Origin of the sequence: Litoreibacter ponti, from assembly GCF_003054285.1 — a bacterium.
GTDB classification, from domain to species: Bacteria; Pseudomonadota; Alphaproteobacteria; order Rhodobacterales; family Rhodobacteraceae; genus Litoreibacter; species Litoreibacter ponti.
Window position 1 is genome coordinate 1 of record NZ_QBKS01000003.1, and the last position, 19,690, is coordinate 19,690.

Annotated in this window: 24 protein-coding genes; 15 read left to right on the forward strand and 9 right to left on the reverse strand. The window is 58.0% G+C overall.

Annotated features, from left to right (window positions below):
• Nucleotides 1–294: 294 nt before the first annotated feature.
• Both C8N43_RS18840 and C8N43_RS19950 read left to right on the forward strand, forming a co-directional pair.
• Nucleotides 295–972 (forward strand): Hint domain-containing protein, encoded by a 678-nt coding sequence (locus C8N43_RS18840; protein ID WP_107847405.1) that lies wholly within the window; start codon nucleotides 295–297, stop codon nucleotides 970–972.
• The gene (locus tag C8N43_RS19950) at nucleotides 875–1,297 is read left to right on the forward strand and encodes a Hint domain-containing protein (protein WP_425437102.1); all 423 of its coding nucleotides are present in this window, start codon (nucleotides 875–877) and stop codon (nucleotides 1,295–1,297) included. Before C8N43_RS18840 ends, C8N43_RS19950 begins: the two co-directional genes overlap by 98 nt.
• A 391-nt stretch (nucleotides 1,298–1,688) precedes the next feature.
• Here the strand turns inward: C8N43_RS19950 and C8N43_RS18850 are convergent, their stop codons facing one another.
• On the reverse strand, nucleotides 1,689–2,153 hold the full coding sequence (locus C8N43_RS18850; protein WP_107847410.1) for a DUF1203 domain-containing protein: 465 nt from the start codon (nucleotides 2,151–2,153) through the stop codon (nucleotides 1,689–1,691).
• Nucleotides 2,154–2,250: 97 nt separating this feature from the next.
• A complete protein-coding gene (locus C8N43_RS18855) occupies nucleotides 2,251–2,808 on the reverse strand; it encodes a TetR/AcrR family transcriptional regulator (RefSeq protein WP_158270022.1) in 558 nt (185 codons plus the stop codon).
• A gap of 296 nt (nucleotides 2,809–3,104) precedes the next feature.
• Between C8N43_RS18855 and C8N43_RS18860 the strand changes: the two genes are divergently transcribed.
• A complete protein-coding gene (locus tag C8N43_RS18860) occupies nucleotides 3,105–3,854 on the forward strand; it encodes a hypothetical protein (RefSeq protein WP_107847414.1) in 750 nt (249 codons plus the stop codon).
• Nucleotides 3,855–3,956: 102 nt separating this feature from the next.
• Nucleotides 3,957–5,210 carry a multidrug effflux MFS transporter gene (locus tag C8N43_RS18865; RefSeq protein WP_146174255.1) on the forward strand — a complete coding sequence of 418 codons (1,254 nt, stop codon included), beginning with the start codon at nucleotides 3,957–3,959 and terminating at the stop codon, nucleotides 5,208–5,210.
• A gap of 38 nt (nucleotides 5,211–5,248) precedes the next feature.
• Here C8N43_RS18865 and C8N43_RS18870 read toward each other — a convergent pair whose 3' ends face one another.
• A complete protein-coding gene (locus C8N43_RS18870) occupies nucleotides 5,249–5,818 on the reverse strand; it encodes a TetR/AcrR family transcriptional regulator (RefSeq protein WP_158270024.1) in 570 nt (189 codons plus the stop codon).
• A gap of 129 nt (nucleotides 5,819–5,947) precedes the next feature.
• Between C8N43_RS18870 and C8N43_RS18875 the strand changes: the two genes are divergently transcribed.
• The 3 genes from C8N43_RS18875 (at nucleotide 5,948) to C8N43_RS18885 (ending at nucleotide 7,854) form a co-directional block, all read left to right on the forward strand.
• Nucleotides 5,948–6,325 (forward strand): DsrE family protein, encoded by a 378-nt coding sequence (locus C8N43_RS18875; protein ID WP_107847420.1) that lies wholly within the window; start codon nucleotides 5,948–5,950, stop codon nucleotides 6,323–6,325.
• A 71-nt stretch (nucleotides 6,326–6,396) separates the two neighbouring features.
• Entirely contained in the window at nucleotides 6,397–7,314 is a 918-nt protein-coding gene (locus C8N43_RS18880; RefSeq protein WP_107847422.1) for a pyridoxamine 5'-phosphate oxidase family protein, read from the forward strand.
• Between the two features lie 108 nt (nucleotides 7,315–7,422).
• Nucleotides 7,423–7,854 (forward strand): GFA family protein, encoded by a 432-nt coding sequence (locus C8N43_RS18885; RefSeq protein WP_158270025.1) that lies wholly within the window; start codon nucleotides 7,423–7,425, stop codon nucleotides 7,852–7,854.
• A gap of 95 nt (nucleotides 7,855–7,949) precedes the next feature.
• Here the strand turns inward: C8N43_RS18885 and C8N43_RS18890 are convergent, their stop codons facing one another.
• Nucleotides 7,950–8,846 (reverse strand): LysR family transcriptional regulator, encoded by an 897-nt coding sequence (locus C8N43_RS18890; protein ID WP_158270026.1) that lies wholly within the window; start codon nucleotides 8,844–8,846, stop codon nucleotides 7,950–7,952.
• Nucleotides 8,847–8,946: 100 nt separating this feature from the next.
• Here C8N43_RS18890 and C8N43_RS18895 point away from each other — a divergent pair, with 100 nt between their 5' ends.
• The 3 genes from C8N43_RS18895 to C8N43_RS19955 are packed head-to-tail and all read left to right on the forward strand — an operon-like array spanning nucleotide 8,947 to nucleotide 11,270.
• Nucleotides 8,947–10,098 carry an NAD(P)/FAD-dependent oxidoreductase gene (locus tag C8N43_RS18895; protein ID WP_107847427.1) on the forward strand — a complete coding sequence of 384 codons (1,152 nt, stop codon included), beginning with the start codon at nucleotides 8,947–8,949 and terminating at the stop codon, nucleotides 10,096–10,098.
• Between the two features lie 54 nt (nucleotides 10,099–10,152).
• A complete protein-coding gene (locus tag C8N43_RS18900) occupies nucleotides 10,153–11,040 on the forward strand; it encodes an SDR family oxidoreductase (RefSeq protein WP_107847429.1) in 888 nt (295 codons plus the stop codon).
• Nucleotides 11,037–11,270: a putative quinol monooxygenase gene (locus C8N43_RS19955; protein ID WP_107847431.1), complete on the forward strand. Its 234-nt coding sequence runs from the start codon at nucleotides 11,037–11,039 to the stop codon at nucleotides 11,268–11,270. Before C8N43_RS18900 ends, C8N43_RS19955 begins: the two co-directional genes overlap by 4 nt.
• Before the next feature lie 124 nt (nucleotides 11,271–11,394).
• Here the strand turns inward: C8N43_RS19955 and C8N43_RS18910 are convergent, their stop codons facing one another.
• Complete coding sequence (locus tag C8N43_RS18910; protein ID WP_107847433.1) at nucleotides 11,395–12,426, reverse strand: AraC family transcriptional regulator; 1,032 nt, start codon at nucleotides 12,424–12,426, stop codon at nucleotides 11,395–11,397.
• 176 nt (nucleotides 12,427–12,602) lie between these two features.
• Here C8N43_RS18910 and C8N43_RS18915 point away from each other — a divergent pair, with 176 nt between their 5' ends.
• The 5 genes from C8N43_RS18915 (at nucleotide 12,603) to C8N43_RS18935 (ending at nucleotide 15,926) form a co-directional block, all read left to right on the forward strand.
• Nucleotides 12,603–13,430 (forward strand): Rossmann-fold NAD(P)-binding domain-containing protein, encoded by an 828-nt coding sequence (locus C8N43_RS18915; RefSeq protein WP_107847435.1) that lies wholly within the window; start codon nucleotides 12,603–12,605, stop codon nucleotides 13,428–13,430.
• Between the two features lie 29 nt (nucleotides 13,431–13,459).
• Nucleotides 13,460–13,876, forward strand: coding sequence for a DUF4345 domain-containing protein (locus C8N43_RS18920; protein WP_107847437.1), 417 nt, complete (start codon nucleotides 13,460–13,462; stop codon nucleotides 13,874–13,876).
• A gap of 75 nt (nucleotides 13,877–13,951) precedes the next feature.
• Entirely contained in the window at nucleotides 13,952–14,461 is a 510-nt protein-coding gene (locus C8N43_RS18925) for an anthrone oxygenase family protein (RefSeq protein ID WP_107847439.1), read from the forward strand.
• An 80-nt stretch (nucleotides 14,462–14,541) separates the two neighbouring features.
• On the forward strand, nucleotides 14,542–15,009 hold the full coding sequence (locus tag C8N43_RS18930) for a P-loop nucleotide/nucleoside kinase family protein (RefSeq protein ID WP_245913099.1): 468 nt from the start codon (nucleotides 14,542–14,544) through the stop codon (nucleotides 15,007–15,009).
• A gap of 290 nt (nucleotides 15,010–15,299) precedes the next feature.
• Nucleotides 15,300–15,926: a LysE family translocator gene (locus tag C8N43_RS18935; protein WP_107847443.1), complete on the forward strand. Its 627-nt coding sequence runs from the start codon at nucleotides 15,300–15,302 to the stop codon at nucleotides 15,924–15,926.
• Between the two features lie 118 nt (nucleotides 15,927–16,044).
• Here the strand turns inward: C8N43_RS18935 and C8N43_RS18940 are convergent, their stop codons facing one another.
• The 4 genes from C8N43_RS18940 to C8N43_RS18955 form a co-directional block, all read right to left on the reverse strand.
• Complete coding sequence (locus C8N43_RS18940; RefSeq protein ID WP_107847444.1) at nucleotides 16,045–16,680, reverse strand: aspartate/glutamate racemase family protein; 636 nt, start codon at nucleotides 16,678–16,680, stop codon at nucleotides 16,045–16,047.
• Nucleotides 16,677–17,516 (reverse strand): ABC transporter permease, encoded by an 840-nt coding sequence (locus C8N43_RS18945; RefSeq protein WP_107847446.1) that lies wholly within the window; start codon nucleotides 17,514–17,516, stop codon nucleotides 16,677–16,679. The genes C8N43_RS18940 and C8N43_RS18945 overlap by 4 nt, the downstream gene beginning before the upstream one ends.
• A 1-nt stretch (nucleotide 17,517) precedes the next feature.
• Nucleotides 17,518–18,339 carry an ABC transporter permease gene (locus tag C8N43_RS18950; protein WP_107847613.1) on the reverse strand — a complete coding sequence of 274 codons (822 nt, stop codon included), beginning with the start codon at nucleotides 18,337–18,339 and terminating at the stop codon, nucleotides 17,518–17,520.
• 90 nt (nucleotides 18,340–18,429) lie between these two features.
• On the reverse strand, nucleotides 18,430–19,689 hold the full coding sequence (locus tag C8N43_RS18955; protein WP_107847448.1) for an ABC transporter substrate-binding protein: 1,260 nt from the start codon (nucleotides 19,687–19,689) through the stop codon (nucleotides 18,430–18,432).
• Between the last annotated feature and the right edge of the window lies 1 nt (nucleotide 19,690).

Here is a 19,690-nt window from a genome sequence, read left to right on the forward strand (position 1 = left end):
TCGACAGCGTTGAACCATCCGCCTGCAGCGAATGTCCGGTAAGCGGGCTGCGACCGCAGTATCTCGAAGGAAGGTCGAAGGTCCGCTAAGGGCCGTCACGCACTACTGAAAGTTGGTCTGCCTGAGGAGATGCCGCGCCGCCTCGGACGACCGCAGAGAGCCCAAACCGTCGAATGCTGCAAAATGAACCAATGTCGGCTTCGACATTGGACGCCGTTACCTAGCCCATAACCAAGGCCTTGGCTCGGTGCTAGCCGACACTCTTTACCTGCAATTAAAACGTTGTCGTTACCCATGAGCGCAATGGCGACGTTCAATTACTCTGGATATGATGACGATCAGGTCACCTGGCCGGGCGGAAGCCCGTCCAACGGTGATACGATCACCTTTACCATCCCCACAGATCACACAATTTCGATAACAGACGATGATTCGAGCCTTCAGGACGGAACCGACGACCGGGATGATGAGGATTCTAACCAGACAGTGGTCGTCACCGACGAATTCGGCAATCCCGAAGCATCCGGTCAGGTTCAGCCGCGCGATCAGATCACCCTGACCGACGGCACCAATACCTACCGCATGACAGAAATCTTCATCGCGTCCAGCAACTCCTATTACTACATTTTCCATGATCCGGCTCCAGAACTGGGCGTTGAATATACGGTCACAAGTGTCACCACTCCGAATTCGACCAGCTACAGCAGCTTTTCCAACGAGGGCGTCGTTTGCTTTGCGGCGGGAACGCTGATCTTGACGCCACAGGGAGAGACACCCGTCGAAAACCTGCGTAAAGGCGATCTAGTCAACACGACGGCTCACGTTCCCAGCATTTCCGGACAAACACAAACCAATAGAAATCAAGGCTGCTACGCTGGGACAAGGCTGCCCGAAACGCACTCTGTGCGTTTCACCGCAACACCGTGTGCTTGTCGCCGATCCGGCGTTGACCAAGGCGTTGGGTTTGCCTGAAGCGCTTGTCGCCGCCAAAGGCCTTTTGAAATTGCGCGGTGTACGGCAAAGATTGGGGTGCCGAGACGTCGAATATACACACCTGGTTTTCGACCAGCATGAGATCATTTTTGCGGAAGGGTGCCCTACAGAGAGTTTTTTCCCGGGACCCGTCGCGGTGAACAGCGTCGACTTTGGCATACAGCAGGAATTACGAGAGATTTTCCCAAGACTTTCTGCGGCTTCTGACGCGAAGAAATTCGAAAATGCCCGCACTTGTGTTGGAGTTTCAAAAGGTCAAAGGCTCCTTCAACGCTCGAAGTTTTCGCCGAAGATCCCAAACTGAAAGCCGCCATTGGCGCAGCCGCAGCGAAATGGTGCTTCGTCCCGCAATTCTCCCATTCGTAGACTTCGAGACTTCGCGCTTACAGCGAATGACCGCTAGGCGGGCTGCGAGTGCAGTATCCTGATCGGTCGGCCAACGGCAGGTAAGGGCCGTGAAAAAACGCGTGTAGAATGGTTAAAACAGCAACAGCCACTTGAGATAGGAAAACGACTACGAGTATTTCTGAAGCAAATATGTGGTATTGGCTTACAATAGTAGCACGCCGGTGATTTGCGTGTGAAGCGCTACTCACGTAGCCTCTTTTGACGCATACGCCTTTATGGGCAAAGGATGATCAGCCTGCTTTCAAAGGCCTGCTTCTCGTTGAATTGGAAACACGCATCGTCGCGAATTAATTTCGGCGTACCGCGCACAACATGCACCCGGCCAGTGCTGTATGGATATTGATGTATGCAATCTCGTTGTTCGCCAGAATGCGCTCGATTTCGACGCCGACGTCCTCCCCGTTGGACAAGGTGTTCATCGCGTAGTCCATAAGCCCGTTCGCGTGAAAGGCGCGCAGGGCTACGAACCTGTTTCTTACTATTTCGGGCACGCTTTTCCCGCCGACGTGACGCGTGCAATCGCTCTTGCACAGGAACACAGCCGTTGGCTGGGCATAGACGCTGTCGGGCAGGGGGAGCCGGTAAGAAAAGAGCAAGGCACCATCCTCTTTACCCGCTTCTTTCAGGCAGTGGCGGCAGGGATACGAACCACCATCCTGAAAAATCAGAATTCTGTTTCCCATCTCATCTTGCCGGTTCTGGCGGTGCCAATTTGCCACCGACGATGGCATTGCTTCGAACTGGTAGCGCATCGAAGTCCTCCGTTCTTTGCCGAGAATAGAGTTCAAGGGCGTCTCGTTCGACCCGGTTCCTGCTGTTTGTGGTGTTGCCACGACGGGCGGCAAGATTTTACCCTAGGGGGGCTTCGTTCAGTCGATTGATTGCGACTTTGCCGGCCTCGACAATCTGCGTCGCTTCTGCGTCGGACTGAGCCAGCCGGGCAAGTGTTATCGTCCCCACCAAAAGCGCCAGGGTTGCAACGCCATCATCTGCGGTCTTGTCCTCTGTACTGTTGAGCATGGCAGAGATCCGCTTGATCGCATCTGATGCTTCCGACCGAACACAATCTCCGAGCCGTGTCACCTCTGATCCGTTCGCGGCGAACGGGCAGCCTTGCCCGGGGTCTGCCACATGACCGGTTGAGAGATATTTTGCGATGTAGTCTGCGCGCTTTTCACCTGCGGTCCCCCCTTCCGCCTTGTACAAAAGCTCATCGGCAGACCGCTCAAACGCTGCGGCGACAAGGTCTTCCTTCGAAGCGAAGTGGCGATAGAATCCGCCCTGCGTAAGTCCCGCTGCTTGCATTACGTCCGATACGCTGGTGGCGCTGATGCCGTTCTTCCGAAACAGCCGCGCTGCCGCATCTATGATCCGTTCATGGCTCTTTTGTTTTTCGGCTTCCGACATTCTCGGCATGCACCTGCCTCCCGGGGATTGACATTATAGAGGTCGTATAACATCTATAAATTAAGAGTACAATCATACGCTAAAATATGAGGATGAAAGAGATGACAGAGACGCAGCGCGCCGATCTTCAAGAAAAAGCGTGCGGCCTTGGACCACCGTAGGGGGCGGTGTCAGGGGTCCTGACAGTTCCACACAACGCGTCGGGCGTTTCCGGGGCATCCCAACATCCGCTCAACAGCGGTTCCAACTTCGACGTCAAACTTCGAATTTATCCACCACAACCTGAGAGAAGAGACATGACAGACTTTCTAATTTTCTACGTGCGCACCTTTGCTGTCGCACTGCCGCTGATTGCATTTGCAATCATGATGATCGGCGTAAGCCGGGCAAACCTCACGGCTGGGCAGACCGGTGTGACGGTCACAGTGGCGGCGTTCCTGTTCGGGCTTTGGTTCGCCATCGTGGTGCCGCCCTCTGAATCCAACGTGCTGAACGTACCGCCGACCCTTCAGGACCCGCCAATCGTGCTTGCGTTCCTGTTCGGTGGCGCTGTGATTGTCTGGGGGCTCGCTTGGATCACACCGCTGGGACGACGCATTACGATGGCCACGCCGATGGCCGCGCTCGCCGCCTTTCAAATCCCCCGCATCATGGGCGGCGTCTTTCTGATCGGGTGGCTCGGGGGAAGCATTCCGGCAGAATTCGCGCTGCCCGCAGGGCTGGGCGACATATGGGCCGGCCTCGCGGGATGGCAGGCCAGCAAAGCCTTGGCGAACGACGCACCGAACGCCAGAAAACTGCTGATGCGGGCTAACATCATCGGGATATTGGACTTCGTCTTCGCCGTGGCGCTTGGGATCATGACCTCGGAAGGCTTCGCCCATCTGCTGTCCCATGATGCGCCGAACATCGTCAACGACCATCCCCTGGCGCTGTTCCCGGCGTTCTTTGTCCCGATCTTTCTTGGGTTCCACTTCCTTTCGATCAGCAAACTCCGGGCGGAGCGGCGGTCCGAACGGATGACTGTGGCCTCACAGGTGTCCTGACCCGGGGCGGGCAGGGCCATCAGGCCGAAAACGCAGGTGCGCGCAAACGCGGGCACCTGCCAGCCGCTGACAATCTTCAAGTTGAACAAGCAGGAGGCTCAGATGTCCTTCGACCATCCTTTCGGACAATTCCACCAGCGCAAGCTTGTGGCCACGACATCGACCATCCTGCTTTTGGCTGGGATGGCCGCAGTCGGGCAGTTTGCATCCAACATCTACACGCCATCTTTGCCCAGCGTGGCCCATGACCTCGGGGTGTCGCCTGGCGCAAGTCAGGCGACGCTCGCGGTGTTCCTTTGCGCATTTGCCATTATGCAGCTAGTGATCGGTCCGCTGTCGGACCGATACGGGCGCAAGCCCATTTTGATGATTGGCCTGACCGTTTTTTTGCTCGGAACCTTCCTGTGCAATACTGCGGTCGATTACTCGAACCTGCTCATTGGCAGGATCGTGCAGGGATCTGGTGCCGCCGCGGGGATCGTGGTGTCCCGGGCCACAACGCGCGACAGTTTCGAAGGGGTCGAACTGGCCCGTGTCCTAGCGGCTGTCACGATTGCTTTCGCGCTGGTTCCCGGGCTCACGCCGCTGATAGGCGGTGTGGTCGAACAGATGCTCGGATGGCGGGCAGCGTTCTCGATCACCGGCGCGCTGGGTCTGGCTCTTGTGGTGATCGTCTCGCGGGCGCTGCCGGAAACCTTGGCGACCCGTCGGCATGTGGCACCGCGCTCGGAAGTTGCGGAATACGCCGCCATCCTGCGCGATCCTGTCTTCTGGCCAAACGCATTGGCCGTCGCCTGCGCTTTTGCTTCGATGTCAGCTTTCTTTTCGGGTGCCCCGGCGGTTTTGATCGGGACCTTGGGGATTTCTCCGATTGAGTTTGGCCTCTATTCGCCCATCGCTGTTTCAGGATTTGTCATCGGTGGGATCATAACAAGGAAAGTCGCCGCCACCGCTGAACCACGATCGATGTCTTTGCTCGGGATGAGCATCATGCTGGCAGGGGCTGTCCTGCTTTTCGCGCCGCCTGCGTTTGGGATGTTGAACAAGTTCCTGATCAACGGCGCGATGGTGGTACATGTCACGGGGCTGGGGATAATGTTGCCCGCATCCATCGCGGCCGCCCTCCAGCGGTTCCCGCAAAAGGCGGGCGTGGCGGCGGCGATGCAGGGGTTCCTGCAAATGTCGGGGGGTGCGCTCGGGGCGGCCAGCGCTGCTGGATTGGCAAGCATTCTGGCGGACCTGTCTTTCCCGACTGTCATGCTTTGCGCCACGATACTCAGCTGGCTGACCGCAGTACGGCTCATTCCCAATGTGCGCCAGATGTCGGCAGCTTCGCGATATGACTCAGCGACCTAACCCATATGATGAAGTTGTTCGCGGGCGTCGACCCTGCGTCATCTGTGCCCAAGCAGTTCATCAGGCAGCGTCTCGAGAAACCGTTCAAAGGGCCTCTGCGTCCCGGTCCCCCGCGACAAAACCAGACTGCCATGCAGCAGTATGACCGCGCGTTCGGCCCGGTCCCTTGCGTCGGCCTCCTCAAACTCCCGTTCCTCAGCGAGGGCGGCAAGCGCATCAATCAGGGCATCGAAGATCCTTTTGATCGGTTCCGCAAAGGGACTGTCATGATCGCGGGCAGAACTTAGCATGTTCAGAATGCAGGCTTGTTTGCCACTTGAGTAAAGCTCATCCAGCTTCCGGATCAGTGATTGCAAACGTTGATCTACCGAACCGTCGCACTTCAGCGGCTCAAAGATGTTTTCCCTCAGCCAGCTTTCGGTGGCGGCAAGGACTTCCTGTGCCATCTGCTCTTTCCCGCCGGGAAACCGATGGTAAAGGCTGGCGCGCTGAAGGCCGGTTTCCTGCGACAGGGATGACAGCGTCGCCCCTTCGTAGCCTGTGTCACGAAAGACGCGCGACAGGGCTTCAATCAGGTCCTTTTCCCCAATGCTTGATCGTCGTCCCACGTTCAGATCCTCCAGATCACCATGACGTTACCGAACGAACGGTAAAATATAGTTGCCAGCAATTCATGCCCTCGTTATCCAATTTTCGAACGATCGTTCGGTAAACACAAGCCAAAACTGGAATACCTCATGTCAAAAACTGCAATCGTTATCTATTCAGACCCAAAGGCAAACTCCGAAGAGGCGCTTGGCCGTGTCTTCAACGCGATGTTTCTGGCCTATGAACTCAAGGAAAAGAAACAGGACGTCGCCCTTATCTTTCAGGGCACCGGCGTGCGCTGGGTGCGCGAGCTGGTCACGCCCGACCACCCTGCCAACGCTCTCTACACTGCGGTCGCGGACACGGTAGTGGGGGCCTGCCAAGGATGCGCCGATGTCTTTGGTGCGACGGAAGACGTTCAATCCACAGACGTTGCCCTCGTCGCTGAAAAAGCGATCCCGGGAACCTCAGGCGTCATCGACCTGTCTCGCTATCTTGATGAAGGATACCGGCTCGTCACTTTTTGAGCACGCCAAAACCCCAGTGCACCGCCAGTCAGGCGGTGCACTGACCCATACTCACAAAGGGCAGGTGAAAGATGTTTCATTCTGGCGAACTGGCAATTCAGCAAACGGTTGGCGTCCGCGAGGTTGCTGCCGCAAATTCAAAATTGATATGGCCGTCGATCCCGGATCGCGTCACCCCCTTCGTCGCAGCACAGTCGTACTGCGTCGTCGGTGGCACCTCCGCTAGTGGCGATATCTGGGCGGAGTTTGTTGTGGGGACCGCTGGCTTCGCGACTGTCGGCCGGGGCGGTACATCGCTCACGTTACCCCTCGGCCAGGGTGGGCTGCTGGATCGGCAACTCGACCTGAGTATCGGAAACCACGTTGGTCTGCTTTTCATTGACCTTTCGACCCGCAAGCGGTTGCGGGTCAATGGCCGCATTGCCGCGACGTCGAGCCAAGAACTGACCTTGTCTGTCGACCAAGCCTATCCCAACTGCCCCAAATACATTCAGGCATGGCGTTTGACGACAACGGACGCGCCAACAGACCCGCACCGCGTTGAGACCGGTACAACTCTGCCGAAGTATGCTTGGGATTGGATCACCAAGGCCGACATGTTTTTCGTGGCCAGCACCGCGGCAGATGGGTCGGCGGATGTCTCTCATCGCGGTGGCAATCCCGGTTTCATCCGGACGCAGGGTCAGACACTTCTCATCCCGGACTACCACGGGAACTCGATGTTCAGCACGCTGGGAAACTTCCTGCTCCATTCAGGCGCGGGCCTCGTCTTCGTCGACTTCGAAACGAACCGGATGCTTCAACTGACCGGTGATGTCGAACTCGACCTGGATGCCAGGGGCGACATGCCAGCCTCGGTGGATACGGGCCGGTGGTGGACGTTCCGCCCCAGAAAATATGTGGTTTCATTAATGGGGTCATCCTTTTCAGCCGAATTCATCGACGCATCTCCCTTCAATCCAGCCGTCTTTGAAGCCCCCGTGAAATGAGGCTCTCAAGGGATGAAAGAAGACAAACCACCATATCAATTCGGGACAGCGACAAATGGGCTCCACTCACCAAACCATGCGGCGTGCGACAACAAGAAAGGTAGACAGATGACCAAACCTGAACAGCCTAGAATAACCGGCACCTGCCTGTGCGGAGCCGTCTCCTTCGAAGTCGCCAGCGCGTTCGACAAGCTGTTTTTTTGCAGCTGTGATCAGTGTCGCCAAATTACGGGATCGGCGTTTGCATCCAACCTGTTCGTTGGTGCCGAAGGGTTTGTCTGGCTCACCGGCACGGCAGAGATCGTCAGATATCAGGTGCCTGCGCGCGACATTTCCAAGTCGTTTTGCCGGGTCTGCGGGTCAGGTGTACCCTGGGCCAGCAGTGACGGGACCAAAATGATCGTGCCAGCCGGCATCCTGAAAGAACCTGCCCAAGTTGCCGAACGGATCAGAATATTCGCCTCTGAACTGCCAAAGTGGGCGTCGGATTTGGAGCACGTCCCGATGCATGCCAAGTTCCCGAGGCCTACAGGATCATAGTGTGCGGATAGAACCGGGTATCAACACGCGATCAACACCCATGCTCGGCCACAACGACCCCGATCCGCCCCATACATGCGCATGCGTTCTGCAGGTCAGGTTGCCTTGTCAGCCCATTGCGGTCCCTCAAAAAGGGCCCTGTCAGCGCGGGCACCTTCAATCATCGCATCGAACACGGCCCTGACACGCCGATTGCGCCGCATGTCATTGTGGCAAACGATCCATAGATCCCCGAGCGGGGCATCAAGCGGCCCGCCAACACGGCGCAGGCCCGGCCAGACTTCTCCCAGGATCATCGGCAGCGCAGCGGCGTGGCCCCCCTGTGCGCACATGGCTGCACGCAGGATCAGGGAACTTGCAAAAAATTGCGGACCCTCGGTGGCATTCGGGTCAAACGCGGTTGACCCGAAATGCTCCGCCAGGTGGGGATCGCCTGCGTGACCGATATATGTCCCAAGCTGAAGTTGTTCATCGCGACGGCTTTGGTCCGCGACATACGTCGCCCACCGGATCGTCGCAATCTTGCGCCCATAAAGCGCATTCGAACACAGCCTCTTGGGCCGGAGCGCGACGTCTGCCTCGTGGCGCGACAGGTCCAGCATCCTGTCACTGCTCACCACCTGCACTTTCAAATTCGGATGATCCTGCCCCATCGACATCACGTGACGTGCGACGAAAAATGACGACAGGACTTCGCTCGTCGTTATCTTGACAGACCCCGACAGGGTCTGACTTTTGCCGAAAAGCTGGCGGGCAAGAATGGCAGTCTCCTGCTCCATCTTCTCAGCAGCGTTCACGATTGCCGCACCTTCCTCTGTTGGGCTGTACTGCCCGCCATCCCGCTGAAATACGGGCATGTTGAGCTTGCCCTCAATGGCGGCCAGGCGGCGAAAGACGGTGGATGACGTCACCTTCAAATGTTGTGCCGCTTCGGGAATTCGCCCAAACCGAGCGACGTGCAGCAAGAGGTGGTACTCGTCCCAATCAAGCATCTGCATTCTCATTCTTGCGATTCAGAGTCACAAAAGTGATCGTGTACTCACGATAATGCAAGAGCTACCTCTGCGACCAGCAACAACAGGATAGCTTAACATGTCGAAAATCCTCATCGCTGGGGGCGGATTTGCCGGTCTCTGGGCCGCAATGGCCGCCGCTGCCACACGGTACCGCCAAAACGCAGACAACATCGCGATTACGCTCGTTTCGAAGGACCCGGACCTGTGCATCCGTCCGCGGCTCTATGAAGGGGCCCGACCCGAAATGCTGGTTCCCTTGCAGCCTCTGCTAGAGACGATCGGCGTCAGGTTCGAACACATCGGGATTGCCGACGTCACCCCCACCGCGGTGCGCACTGAACAGGCTGCCACTATGGATTTTGATCGATTGATCCTCGCGATGGGCAGCCATGTCGCGATCCCCCCCATACCCGGCGCGGCGGAATACGGGTTTAACGTGGATGCGTACCAGCAGACAGCGCGCCTGGATGCGCATGTGTCCAAGCTCGGCAAGACAGCGCCTGGCGCACCCACGCTTGTCGTCATCGGGGCGAGCTTCAGCGGCCTAGAAATCGCGACATCCCTGCGCGACCGGTTGGGATCTGACGCTGCGATCTATCTGATTGATCAACAAGACGTCGCAGGCCAATCGCTTGGGGCCAACCTGACCCAAGACATCAAGTCTGCGCTCGAAAAGGCCAACATTCAGTTCTTGGGCGGCGAGTCCGTGACCAACGTCTCTGCAGAACAGGTCGTACTGCGGTCAGGTCGGAAAATCGATGCACAAACCGCTATTTTCGCGACCGGCCTGCGGCCTTCCCCCTTGGCCAAGGACATTGGCATTCACGCAAGCGACGGACGGCTTCGGCTTGACCAAAATCTGCAGGTGATCGGTGAAACAGGTCTGTTTGCCGCTGGTGACATCGGGGTCGCCGCTGCGCATGACGCGCACAATACGCTGATGTCGTGCCAACATGCGATGCCCATGGGCATAGCGGCTGGCCAGAACGCCGTGCTCGATCTGCTTGGAAAAGACCTGCGGCCCTATGCGCAGCCCGACTACGCTACCTGTCTGAGCCTGGGCGCGTCAAACGCCCTGTTCACCCAAGACTGGGACAGGACCATCGCCATGTCGGGCGTGGAAGGTGCCGCCATGAAGGCGCAGATCAATGAATCATGGATCTACCCGCCCAGTCCCGATCTCGGACGCGACGCAATCTTTGAAGCGATTTTACCGACGCAGGCATGATGCCGAAGACAACCGCGACTTCCATCAATCAAACATCACTCAATGAGGTCTGACATGAAACATACACAAACAATTCTCATCACCGGCGCAAGTCGCGGAATCGGGCGCCTGACGTCGCTAGCGCTGGCTGCAAGCGGCCATAAGGTCTATGCCGGAATGCGTGACATTTCGGGCCGCAACGAAGACGCGGCGTCCAACATGCGGGCCAAGGCACAGATGGAGGGTCTCAATCTGATCCCGCTTGAACTCGACGTAACTGACGAGCAAGCCTGCCAAACAGCCATCGACGAGATCGAGGCGAATGGACCTCTTGATGTGCTGATCAATAATGCTGGCGTGATGCCTGTTGGTCTGACCGAGGCATTCACCATGGACCAGGCAAAGGATGTCTTTGACGTGAACGTCTATGGCATCATGCGATTGACGCGGGCCGCACTGCCAGGCATGCGCGCCAGGAAATCCGGTTTGGTGATCAACCTCAGCTCATCTGCAGGTCGATTCGGGATGCCTTATTTCGGTATCTACTGCGCCAGCAAGTGGGCAGTCGAGGCTTATGGCGAAGCGCTCCACAACGAGCTTGAGACCTTTGGCATCGACTGTGTTCTGATTGAGCCAAGCGGACACGGTACCGATCTGGTGAGCACGGCACCCGCGCCTCAGGATACTAAGCGTCTGGACGCCTATGGCGATCTTGCAGCAGGTCGGGACCGCCTTCTAGGCATGTTCGGGCATATGTTTGAAACAGATCTGAGCGGGACGGATGCCAACAACGTGGCAGCATCGATCAGCCGGTTGATCGAGATGTCGGGCGCCCGGCCGATACGCGTCCAGGTTGGACATGACATGGGAGTGAGCGCGGTCAACGAAGCTGTCGCCCCGATTCAGGCCAAGTTGATCGAGATGCTGAAACCAGTCTATCGCGGTGAGGCCGCAGGTGGGTGAAAGGGGGCGGCCTGTTTTTGTTCGCGACTATCAGACCAAAGCCGCAGCATCTCGACGAGGCACGCGCGGCACTCGACGACCTGATCCCCGATACTCCGGAGGAGCCACGCTGTCTTATGTTTGCTTCGTTCGAGAGTATCTCGGAAGACGGCGTCCTGCTTCTGTTTGAGAATTTCAGGGATCAAGCCGAATTGCGCGCGCATTATGCCCTCGAAGTATCTTTTCACTAACCCCAAGCTTGTGGCGTTGCAGCGAATGTCTAGTTCTGCGGATCGCACCGCAGCGATGGTAACACCGGCTGAACGGCAGGTCTGGGCCGTTTCGGTCACTGTGTTGCCAAGCCTTTTCCGGACCTTAGTGTTTGATCTGCGCGGGGCTGGAGGCGTTGATCAATTCTGCCTTGCGATAGCTGGCAGGCGTCGTGCCGAGCCATCGCTTGAAGGCACGTGTGAAGGAACTTTGCTCCGAAAAGCCGATGAGAAACGCAACCTCGGCCAGCGAATACTGCTCATCGCGCAGCAAGCCTTCGGCCAGCTCACGGCGGGTTTCCTCGGTGAGGGACTGGAAACTCAAACCGTGTTCCGAGAGGCGGCGATGGAAGGAGCGGGCGCTCATGCCAAGGCCTTTGGCAATGTCGGCCACCCGCGGCGTGCCCTCGCTCAGGGCCTGCGCAATCGCGTTTCTTGCCTCGCCAACAACCGTGGGTGGTGTCTTGATCCTCGTCAACTCGGTGTCGAGGTCTGACATCAGGTATCTTGAGATACCTTCGTCGCCGAGGATGTTTGGCCGCTCCATGGCCTCATGGGAGATCAGGACTGCATCAAGATCAGCCTCAAAATGGACCGGGCATCCAAACCACGCCTCATGGTAGGCCTTGGACCTGGGTCCCTTGTGCTGAATGAGAACTTCGATGGGGCTGAAAGGGACCGGACAGACCTGCCGCGACAACGAGACCGCGCTGGCGAGGGTCGCCTCGTTAGAAAGGCGCAGCCCCAAACGCCGTGCACCCTCTCTGTGCAGGATAAAGAGAATGCCGCGGGGTTCCTCTCGAAGCTCGTAGGTCACGACACCCGTCCAGACCCGGGCATAGCGTTCAATCCGTAAGCAGGACGCCTTCAGGAAAGGCGCTGCTTTCCATGCAAGGCCAAGCGCTCCGTAGTCATCGCATCGCATGGATGCGCCGACATGGACCGGAAGCTCGGTCACGTCGATCTCTTCCGCCATGGCTTCGAGCATCTCGTAATAGGTCGTTGCGGGGATCATGACTTTCGGGTCCCAAGGCGCGTCAGGGTCAATACCTGCGCGTTCCAGTGTCGCTCTCTGGTCGATGCCTGTCCCGGCGGCAGCGACCATCTTCCGCGCGAAGAGCGTGGTTACATAGGCCATGATCGGGGTCCGTGCGTTGCGCCAAAAATGTGCATGATCCGATGATAGCTTCCCCAAACCGGTATGTCACAGGACGCTGTTGGCACGATCGGTCAAAACCCTGGCAGCGGCGATCAATACTGCGACGCGTGGGGCCGACTACCCCTTGAGCATCGCATTCAAAGAGGAGTTACCCCATGCAATCCCAACCCATCCTTGTCGCAGGCGCCACTGGAAAGACCGGATCACGCGTCGTCGCGAAACTTGAAAAAATGGGCGTCCCTGTTCGGCGCGGTTCCCGCAACTCGGCAATCCCGTTTGATTGGGAAATCCCGGCCACTTGGGCGCCCGCCTTGAGCGGTGTGTCGAAGGCCTATGTCACATTTTTCCCCGACTTGGCCTTCCCGGGCGCTGTCGAGAAACTCGAAGCCTTCACCAAAGTGGCAGCGGCCAGCGGTCTTGAACACGTTGTGCTTCTCTCTGGCCGCGGTGAGCACCATGCGCGTCTCGGCGAAGAGGTCGTGCAGGGCTCTGGCATACCCTTCACCCTGGTGCGTTCCGCGTGGTTCGCGCAGAACTTCAGCGAAGGCTATCTGCGTGATCCGATCCTCGCAGGGATTCTGCCCATGCCAGGTGGCGATATCGCCGAGCCGATCATCGACATCGATGACATTGCAGATGTCGTTGTCGCTGCACTCACAGAGGACGGGCACACCGGTGAATTTTACGAGGTGACTGGTCCGCGCATGATGAGTTTCGCAGAGATGGCAAAGGTGCTGTCGGCCACAACAGGTCGCCCGATCCAGCATCTGCCGATCACGTTTGAAGAGTTCCACACCAATGTTGCCGCTTCGGGGGGTGACTTCGTCGCCGACGTCTTCACGGCGATTGCGCGCGAGACGCTCGATGGGCGCAACGCGCATGTGACCGATGGCGTGGAGCGCGCGCTTGGTCGCGCGCCGCGCGACTTTGTCGATTTCGCAGCTGCGGCCGCCGCCCTTGGGGTCTGGAACGCCGCGGCCTGATTGGCTCTCTCATCCGAAAGGAACCTATTATGTCCATCACTGTTCTCGAAAAAATCGCCCTCGGAGTCTCGGGTCTGACGGCTGTCGGCATCGGTGCCTTCATTCTGGCCGCGCCGCATGCGTTCTTTGCCAGCTACGGCATCACTGTCGGCGATGACGCGAGCCTCTTGAGCGAACTGCGCGCGCCAGCGGCAGGCCTCGCCTCATTCGGTGTCCTGATGTTGGCCGGGATCTGGCGCTCCGCGATGACACCCCTGGCCAAGGCTGCGGCATTGATCGTCTTCCTCGCCTTCCCGGCGGGCCGGATCATCGGGTTGGTCATCGACGGTTTGCCTTCGGGCCCCATCGTCGGTGCGCTCTTCTTCGAGTTGGCCGTTGCGGGGCTGTGCGTTGTCGCGTTCAGCCGTCGCGCGAACCCAGCACGCGGGCCACTTCCCGACATTTAAGCCTGACACTGAAGCTCGGCGGTGGCGCGTCATCAGTGCCTGCCACCGCCCTCACTTAAAAATAGGAGAAATATCATGTCATCCTTCGTTTTCGTTCTGCTGCAGCTTTCCATTCTCGCCTACGCGATCGTTGGTGGTGTGTTCCTGGCCTTTTCTGACTTCATCATGCGCTCGCTCTCCCGCACCGGCGGAAATGGTGGCGTTGAAGCCATGCAAGTCATCAATCGCGAGGTGTTTCGCTGGGTGTTCATGACGCTTTTTCTCGGTATGGCCGCCGTGTCGGTATTCGTCGTCGTCTACAGCGCGATGAACCTTGCCGGTGCACCGGGAACGCTCATCCTGCTCGGCGCACTGGTCTACCTGTTCGGGTGCTTCGCTGTTACGGTATTCTTTAATGTCCCGATGAACGAGGCGCTTGCAGGTATGGAGCTGTCGGCAGACGCGACCCGCGACTACTGGACCGGCACCTACCTGCCGCGCTGGACCATGTGGAACACGGTCCGCACGCTGGCCTGTGCATTGGCCGCCGCGATGATGCTCTTTGGGCTTGTCTGGCTTGCGCAGTCGCAAACGAAACTGGTGTGATGCGGGCGGTTGCTCCCATAGTGGGGCGACCGTTTGGATAGTTTGAACACTGGAGATCAGGTATGGCGCAAACGTCCCCCATGCTCCACATGGTCTGCGGAAAAATCGCGGCCGGGAAATCGACGCTGTGCGCAAAGCTTGGTGCGTCCGCTGGCCCGATTGTCATTTCTGAGGATGACTGGCTGGGTGCGTTGTTCGCCGACCAGATGAAGGACGGAGCCGACTTCATGCGATGCTCGGCCAAGTTGCGGACGGCAATGGTGCCGCACGTGTCGGCCTTGTTGACTGCAGGTCTAACGGTGGTTTTGGACTTCGCGGCCAACACTGTGGCGCAGCGGAAATGGATGCTGGATGTCGCGCGCGCCAGTCACGCGGGGCATCAATTGCACTACCTTGATGTGTCTGACGCCGTCTGTCTGGAACGCCTTCGCGCCCGCAATGCCGAGGGACATCATGCCTTCGCGGCGACCGAGGCACAATTCCGACGGTTCACGGCGCTCTTTGTGCCGCCAACTGAGGATGAGGGTCTCAACATCGTCCATCATTGAACGGACATTCCCGGTTTGATCCTTTGCAAGTAGGGCGGAGATTATGTCGAAGCCAACGGTAGCTTAGACCGGTTGCATCGCAGAATGGTGCAGCTCAATCGATTGCTAGGCGTGGGTCGTCAACGTCGAGGGCCGATGCCCCGGCTTGGCAGATGCTGGATAGCTTTATATGTCGGCTCTGAGCCCAACCTGCTCATTCGTCAGGTTGCAGCGAACGTCTGGTTCCGGGGCTTGTCATTCATCGCAGCTTGTGGATTGCTGCAAGCTTGAGAAATTTTGGAGAAAACAGAATGATCGATCCCACCGTACTGCTAACCTATTCGTTGATCGTTCTTGGCTTTGTTTTCATTCCCGGACCCGCGACTCTCTTGACGGTTGCGCGAGCGACCACCTCTGGAACGAAAGTCGGTATTGCAACGGGTGCTGGTATCACAGCAGGAGATTTCCTCCACACCATCATGGCGGTGGTCGGTATCTCCGCCATCATCGCAGCGTCTGCGACGCTTTTTACAATAGTGAAATTTCTTGGGGCCGCGTATCTGGTTTACCTTGGATTGAAGGCGATCTTTGAGAAAAATTCGGTCGATCTTGCCCAGGGTCGCGTTCCTATCACAGCACCTCACGCCTTCAGACAGGCGATTCTTGCCGAAGTACTGAACCCTAAGACCGCGCTGTTCTTCCTTGCGTTTCTGCCTCAGTTTGTCGCCCCTGAAAGAGGCTTTGTGGTCGCGCAGCTTACCGTTCTTGGGATCGTATTCGCGCTGATCGGCTTCTTCAGCACAATTGTCTACTCAGTCGCGGCAGGTGGCCTGGGCAACTTCCTCCGCCGCAATCCGACTGTTCTCAAGTGGCAGGGCAAGGTTGTTGGTAGCATCTTCTGCGCTCTTGGCGTTCGGCTCGCGCTTCAGGAACGATAACAGGCATTCCCGCTGCGGCAGTTTTGTACGCGATACCTGCAACCAAATCCGTAAGAATGTTACACCCGCAGCGGATCGCATCTTCAATGCTTACGAACAGTCACCCGAGTCCGGCCCGTCATAGCTCACTTGCAAAAACAGCAGCCGCGCGGACCCCGTCTATGAGGCGAATTCCGAACGGTTGTGGGCTTTTGTGCTTGATATCGACCATGCCGCCGCATCCAAGCACGACGGATTGCACGCCGTCTTCGCGTGCGGCCTTCCCAATCTCGGCGACGATCTGATCGGTGGCCCTATGGGCGTCTTGCTCCAGCGCGAGAACGGGGACGCCGCTGGCCCGCACCCTGCCAACTTGGCCTGCCAGACCATACGATCTGATATTCGCCTCAAGAACGGGCACGGAGATATCAAGTGTCGTGACGACGGAGAAGCGTTTGCCAGCAACGGCGGCAAGATGGTAGGCCGCTTGCCCGATGCCAATCACCGGGCATTTTGCAAGATCGCGCGCGGCATCAAGAGCCGTGTCGTCGAAGCATCCGATGATTATCGCCGACGCGCCCCGGTCCGAGGCTTTCACGACCAATTCCAGTAGCGGCGCTTCGGCCAGTTTGCCATCTTCTTCGCCTTGAATTGCCGGGGGGCCATCATGGGATGTCCAGCCTTCGAACTCAGCCGTCGGCACCGTTTCCCGGGCGGTGCGCAGCATGGCTTGCGTCATGGAAACCGTACTGTTCGGGTTGATTAGAACGATCATAGCATGCCCTTGCCTGCATCTGATCCTGCGCGCGCTTTGCGACGGGTGCTCCACAGAGCGAGGGATAGGAACAGGCCGATCATCAGCAATGAGAACACAGTCGTGAGAGTGCCCAAGGCATAGAGGACCGGTGTGGTGACGTTGGTCGTCATGCCGAAGATTTCCAGCGGCAGCGTGTTGTAGCTGCCTGCCGTGAGCAGGGTGCGTGCGAATTCGTCGTAGCTCAGCGTGAAGCCGAACAATGCGACGCCAATCAGGGACGGCCCGATGATCGGCAGCACCACATGGCGCAGCGTTTGCCAAGAGGTTGCGCCCAGATCGCGAGCGGCTTCCTCGTAGCTTTTATCAAAGCGATTAAAGACGGCGAACATGATCAAAAGGCCAAAGGGTAAGGTCCAAGTCAGCTGCGACCCGAAGCCGGACGTAGACCAGTGCACCTCCAGCCCCGATTGGGAGAAGATGAGCCCGACGCCCAGCGAGATCAGGATCGAGGGGATGACCAGCGAGGTGATGATCAAATAGAACAGGACACTGGAGCCTCTGAACTTCTTGCGGAACGCAAGCCCGCCCATCACGGATAGCACCACGGTCGTCACCATCACCATCAGCCCCAATGCGAAGCTGCGACGGAAGCTGCCCCAGATGTCACCGACGGCTTGTTGTTCGAAGAGGTCGCGGAACCAGTGCAATGAGGTGCCGCGCATGGGGAATGTCAGTCCGCCGCCGGGGCCTTGGAACGACAGGATCGCAATGGTGATCGTGGGGCCGTAAAGGAACAGCAAGAAAAGCGCAAAGAAGGCGCTGAGGACGTAGAAGGAGCGGGGGCGCGGCTCCATGCTATAGCTCCTTCCGGATGTCGACGAAGCGCAGCATGATGCCGATGACGATCAGTACCGTCAGCAACAGCACCACGGCCGTGGCGGACGCCGACGGATAGGCAAGCAGCGCGATGTCGTTTGAAATCAGACGCCCGACATTGGCCGATTGAGAGCCGGACATGAAGCGCACGGTGATGAAATCGCCCATCACCAGCGTGACCACGAAAATGGTGCCGATCATGATGCCGGGCTTGGTGAGCGGGATGATGACGTTCCACAAGATCTGCGCGCCGGAGGCCCCGGCATCCCGCGCCGCCTCGATCAGGGATTTGTCGATACGCATCATCGTGTTGAAGATCGGGACCACCATGAACAGCGTGTAAAGATGCACGAAGGCCAAGATTACGGCGAAGTCGGAAAACAGCAGCCAGTCCAGCGGCTCGTCAATCACGCCCCATGAGATCAGGGTTGAATTGGCGATGCCGTTTCGGCCCAGAAACGGGATCCAAGAGATCATCCGGATGATGTTGGAAGTCCAGAAGGGGATCGTGCACAGCAGGAACAGAACGATCTGCCATGTCAGGCTGCGCACATGGAAGGCTAGAAAGTAGGCAACAGTGAAGCCGATGCCGAGAGTGAAGACCCAAGTGATAAACGCGTATTTGAAGGTGTTGAAAAAGACGCGATAGGTGACGTTTGACCCGAACAGAAACTCGTAGTTCTCAAAGTCGAAAGCGGGAATGATGGAAAACTCGGTGGCTTGCCAGAAGCTGACCGTGACGATCATCACGATGGGCAGGACCAGAAAGAACACAAGCACCGCCATGATCGGCAGTGCCATGAGCCATCCAATAAAGGTTTTATTTTTCAGCACTTTAGGTCTTTTCAAGTCAGGTTTGGGGCAGGCGCTGAGGCGCCCGCCCCGTGGTCTTTAGGCCGCGATGAACTCGTTCCACTTGCGGACCATGTATTGGTTTTCGTCCATAACCGCGTTCCAACAGGCAACCGCGCCCATGCGGTCCTGGAAGGACCCGCCGTCGCGTGTCTCGCCGGCTTGCGCCAGGGCATCGCCCGTCGGAGAGGTGATGGTATCGGTGGCTGCTTTGCCCTCGAACCAGTAGCCCCATTCGTTTTCGGACATGTAGTTCTTGGAGGTTTCCGGCACGGCGGAATAGTAGCCCTGACGCATCAGGTAGCCGCCGACCCAGCCATCGAGATACCAGTTGATGTATTCGTAGGCCGCGTCACGCTCCAACCCGCTCAGCGACGCTGACAGGCCGATGCCGCCGCCCCAAGAGCGGTAGCCTTCCTCGAGCGGCTGGTAAACGCAAGGTACACCCTTGGACTTCACCGCCGTGATCGCGGGCGACCACATGGACTGGATCACCACCTCGCCAGACGCCATCAGGTTCACGCTCTCGTCGAAGGACTTCCAGAAGGCGCGGAACTGGCCGTTCTTCTTGGCCTCGGTGAAGATGGCCATGGTCAGGTCGATCTCTTCGCGGGTCATGTTGCCCTTGTCGGGGTATTTGTACTCGCCCATGGATTCGACGACCATCGCCATGTCCATGATACCGATCGACGAGATGTCCAAAATCGACGCCTTGCCCTTGAACTCGGGGTTCAGCAGCTCTGACCAGTTGTTGATCGGGCGGCCGATCAGGTCGGGGCGGATGCCCAGCGTGTCGGCGTTGTAGATCGTGGGGATCAGCGTCATCCAGCCGGATTCGTTGTCGACAAAGGTCTTGCCCTCGGGGCCTTCGGTGAAGCCCACGGTGTGCGGAGCCGTGCCTTGGGCGATGGTGCTTTCCGGCGTCAGCTTGCCATTGCGGAAGATGCCCACGATCTTGTCGTAGTTCTTGATCTTGGACGTATCCATCGCCTGCAGGTTGCCGGTCGGCCAGACCTTCTTGCAGATCCAGTATTCGATATCGGCAATGTCAAAGCTGTTGGGCTGCGTGGCCGCACGCTGGGTTACGCTGTCGGAATCGAGCGCCGTCATTTCCAGCGTGAAGCCAAGGTCTTCCTTCACCTTGTTGGCCACGTCATTGAGGTTCGACACGCCGGTGCCGAACTGGCGCAAAGTGACATCTTTGATGTTTTGCGCCCAGATCATCGGCGCGCCGAGCGTCGTTCCTGCGGCAAAGGCTGCGCCGCCCTTCAGAACATTCCGTCTTGAAACTTTGGTCATG